The following is a 2,785-nucleotide window of genomic DNA, read 5'->3' as shown; positions in this document are numbered from 1 at the left end:
CGTGACTGAATGACTGCTGGGCAAGACAGGTGAAGTAGACCCACCAGCAAGCTGGCGACCCTTCTTCACGGCTTGCCCAGCAGTCATTCAGTCACGAACCGTTGCGCCTTTCGATCATCTGCCGTTGCAGCAGCGATCTTTTGCCGTATCTGTGCCTTTGTTTTTCGATGCGATTCAAGAGTGACGAATACCGGGACTGGAAGCTCGCCCTGGTACTCAACAAAGTGAGGCGCCGTTTCTGGCGTTAAACCCAATCTTTTCATGCGTTCTCCGTCATCTGAGGTTTAACAATAGCCGCCCCAATGGCCTGTCCTAGAGCCTCCCAAGACCCTACATCAGACGCCCATTGAGCCATGATCGCGCCGTATTGTTTAACCAGTGCAGCCCTTGCTCGTTCGGTGTCTGAACGCTTCCATACAGTGCCTACAGCCTTCTTTTCGAGGTGATCCCAACCGATGCACTTGAGCGCGTCTGGAACCCAAGCAGCGCAGAAAGCATGCCCCGGCTCCCATGTGGCAACAGCGGCTCGATGATCCCGTTTTGGCCTAACGCGTACTTCAAGCCGAACCCAGTTTCTAGGAGCATCACCACCTTGCTCATAGCCTTTCTCGTAGAGCACCAGGCGAACCGGCGAATCTTTCGAACCGAGATACAGCGTGCGACTTTCACCCCGAACCCAATCGCCCTGCTGGTTGATAGCCAAACGATTGTCTTGAGCGTATTGAATCAAGCGAGCAGCCATCGAATCAAAGAGGCCGTCTTCCTGCCAGTCTTCGCAAGTGTCCACCCGTGTTGGGAGGTGGGGTTTACCGAACTCCCGAAGAGCTGCCGCGAGAGCCGGAGACTCATCACTGGTTGACTTGCAATTGACCCCGGTTTGCCCACCCCAACAGACGTGGCAAAGAGTTCGATCACCGCGCCGGATTTGTCCGCCATAGAGATAACCATTGAGGTTCTTAGCAGGTGCCCAATCGGACAACGGCCATGCCCTCAAAAGAGCGTCAACAAGACCGGATTGTTGCGGATCTTGGACAAGAACGGTCGATTGATACCAATCCCACCTAGCCATTGGCTGTAGCCCCCGGTTTATAAGGCTTTCGAGGTTTCTTGGGATGTGCCTTCTCGGCAGGGAGGGAGATACCTGACCCCCGTGTTACTACATGGGGGTCGGCTGCGTTCTCAGAGGCATCTTCTGACAGCTTCCCCATGAGCATATCGAGCTGTGAAGAAGCATCCCCAGCGACCGTAACAAGTTCGTTATGGAGACCCTCGACAACGCTTCGTAGACCGCGCTTAACCTCGTTAGGTGCTTCCATAGCGGCCTCCAGAAGCGCCACAGTGCGCGTAAGGCTCGGAGCAACGGAATTGAGCAGATCCGCAATGATCGCGCCTCTAGTGCGCCCCTGAAGCTTTGCAAGACGCTCGATGACCTCATGCGTTGAAGGCTCCAACGTAACTTGGACTCTAGGCTTGATGGTAGGCATGGGTGAACTCCAGGTGGACACTTAAGGCTTGAGTGTGGCCCAAGGTGTCCACCTCGTCAATAAGTGTGGTACTGACGCGCTCGCGCTTGTCCGCTGGGAGAGGTCTGGAGGCTGCGCAGCGCTACGCTAGCGCTTCCTCCAGACCTCTCCCAGCCGCAAAGAGTTTTGACGCCAAAGGAGACAGCCCCTTGAGCCGGTAGGCGAATTGGCAAGACGTGAAGAAGGGTCGCCAGCTTGCTGGTGGGGCTACTTCACCTATCTTGCCCAGCAGTCAATCAGTCCCATCCCGTTCAGCCTTGGAATCATCTGCCGTTGCAGCAGCGATCTTTTGCCGTATCCGTGCCTTTGCCAGTCGGTGCGATTCGAGAGTGACAAAAACCGGGATCGGTAGCGCGTCCTGGTCATCAACAAAGCAAGGCACCGTCTCTGGTGTTAAATCCGAGTGTTTCATGCGGTGCACTCCGTCACTGGCTTAGCAATAGCGGTCTCAATAGCCAGTCCTAGAGCCTCCCACGATCCAACATCAGACGCCCATTGAGCCATGATCGCGCCGTACTGCTTGACCAGTGCAGCCCTAGCCCGCTCGGTGTCTGAACGCTTCCAGACGGTGCCTACTGCCTTCTTTTCGAGGTGATCCCAACCAATACACTTGAGCGCATCCGGAATCCAAGCAGCGCAAAAAGCATGTCCAGGCTCCCAGGTAGCAACAGCGGCTCGATGATCCCGTTTTGGCCTAACGCGGACTTCAAGGCGGACCCAGTTCCGAGGAGCGTCACCACCTTGCTCATAGCCTTTCTCGTAGAGCACCAGGCGAACTGGTGAGTCCTTGGACCCCAAATACAGAGTGCGACCCTCACCGCGGACCCAATCACCCTGTTGGTTGATAGCCAGACGATTGTCCTGGGCATGTTGAATCAGGCGAGCAGCCATCGAGTCAAAGAGGCCGTCTTCCTGCCAGTCTTCGCAAGTGTCCACCCTGGTGGGGAGATGGGGTTTACCAAACTCCCGGAGAGCCGCTGCAAGAGCCGGAGACTCATCACTGGTTGACTTGCAGTTGACCCCTGTTTGCCCTCCCCAGCAGACGTGGCAAAGAGTTCGATCACCGCGCCGGATCTGTCCGCCGTAGAGATAACCGTTGAGGTTCTTAGCAGGTGCCCAATCAGACAGCGGCCATGCTCTCAAAAGAGCGTCAACAAGGCCGGATTGTTGCGGGTCTTGGACAAGAACGGTTGATTGATACCAATCCCATCTAGCCATTGGCTGAACCCCCCGGTTTATAAGGCTTTCGAGGCTTCTTGGGA

General features: G+C 55.9%; 3 protein-coding genes. All 3 read right to left on the bottom strand.

Translation table 11 applies throughout. The features are described 5' to 3' along the window. Positions 1 to 259: 259 nt before the first annotated feature. Complete coding sequence (locus tag GHO25_RS25350; protein ID WP_153393305.1) at positions 260 to 1,069, bottom strand: replication initiation factor domain-containing protein; 810 nt, start codon at positions 1,067 to 1,069, stop codon at positions 260 to 262. 686 nt (positions 1,070 to 1,755) lie between these two features. After that, the gene (locus GHO25_RS25345; RefSeq protein WP_153334568.1) at positions 1,756 to 1,935 is read right to left on the bottom strand and encodes a hypothetical protein; all 180 of its coding nucleotides are present in this window, start codon (positions 1,933 to 1,935) and stop codon (positions 1,756 to 1,758) included. After that, positions 1,932 to 2,785, bottom strand: an 854-nt coding sequence (locus tag GHO25_RS25340; RefSeq protein ID WP_218581090.1) for a replication initiation factor domain-containing protein, incomplete at its 5' end; no start/stop codon positions are given. The genes GHO25_RS25345 and GHO25_RS25340, both read right to left, overlap by 4 nt.

This window comes from Pseudomonas sp. FSL R10-1350, assembly GCF_009600525.1.
GTDB lineage: Bacteria > Pseudomonadota > Gammaproteobacteria > Pseudomonadales > Pseudomonadaceae > Aquipseudomonas > Aquipseudomonas helleri.
The sequence above is the reverse complement of the archived record's forward strand: the minus strand, read 5'-3'. Positions and strand labels throughout refer to the sequence as shown.

What these genes read in the sequence shown, in the direction of transcription:
- GHO25_RS25345 (WP_153334568.1), bottom strand. Translation starts at nt 1,935, where the DNA reads ATGAAACACTCGGATTTAACACCAGAGACGGTGCCTTGCTTTGTTGAT.
- GHO25_RS25350 (WP_153393305.1), bottom strand. Translation starts at nt 1,069, where the DNA reads ATGGCTAGGTGGGATTGGTATCAATCGACCGTTCTTGTCCAAGATCCG.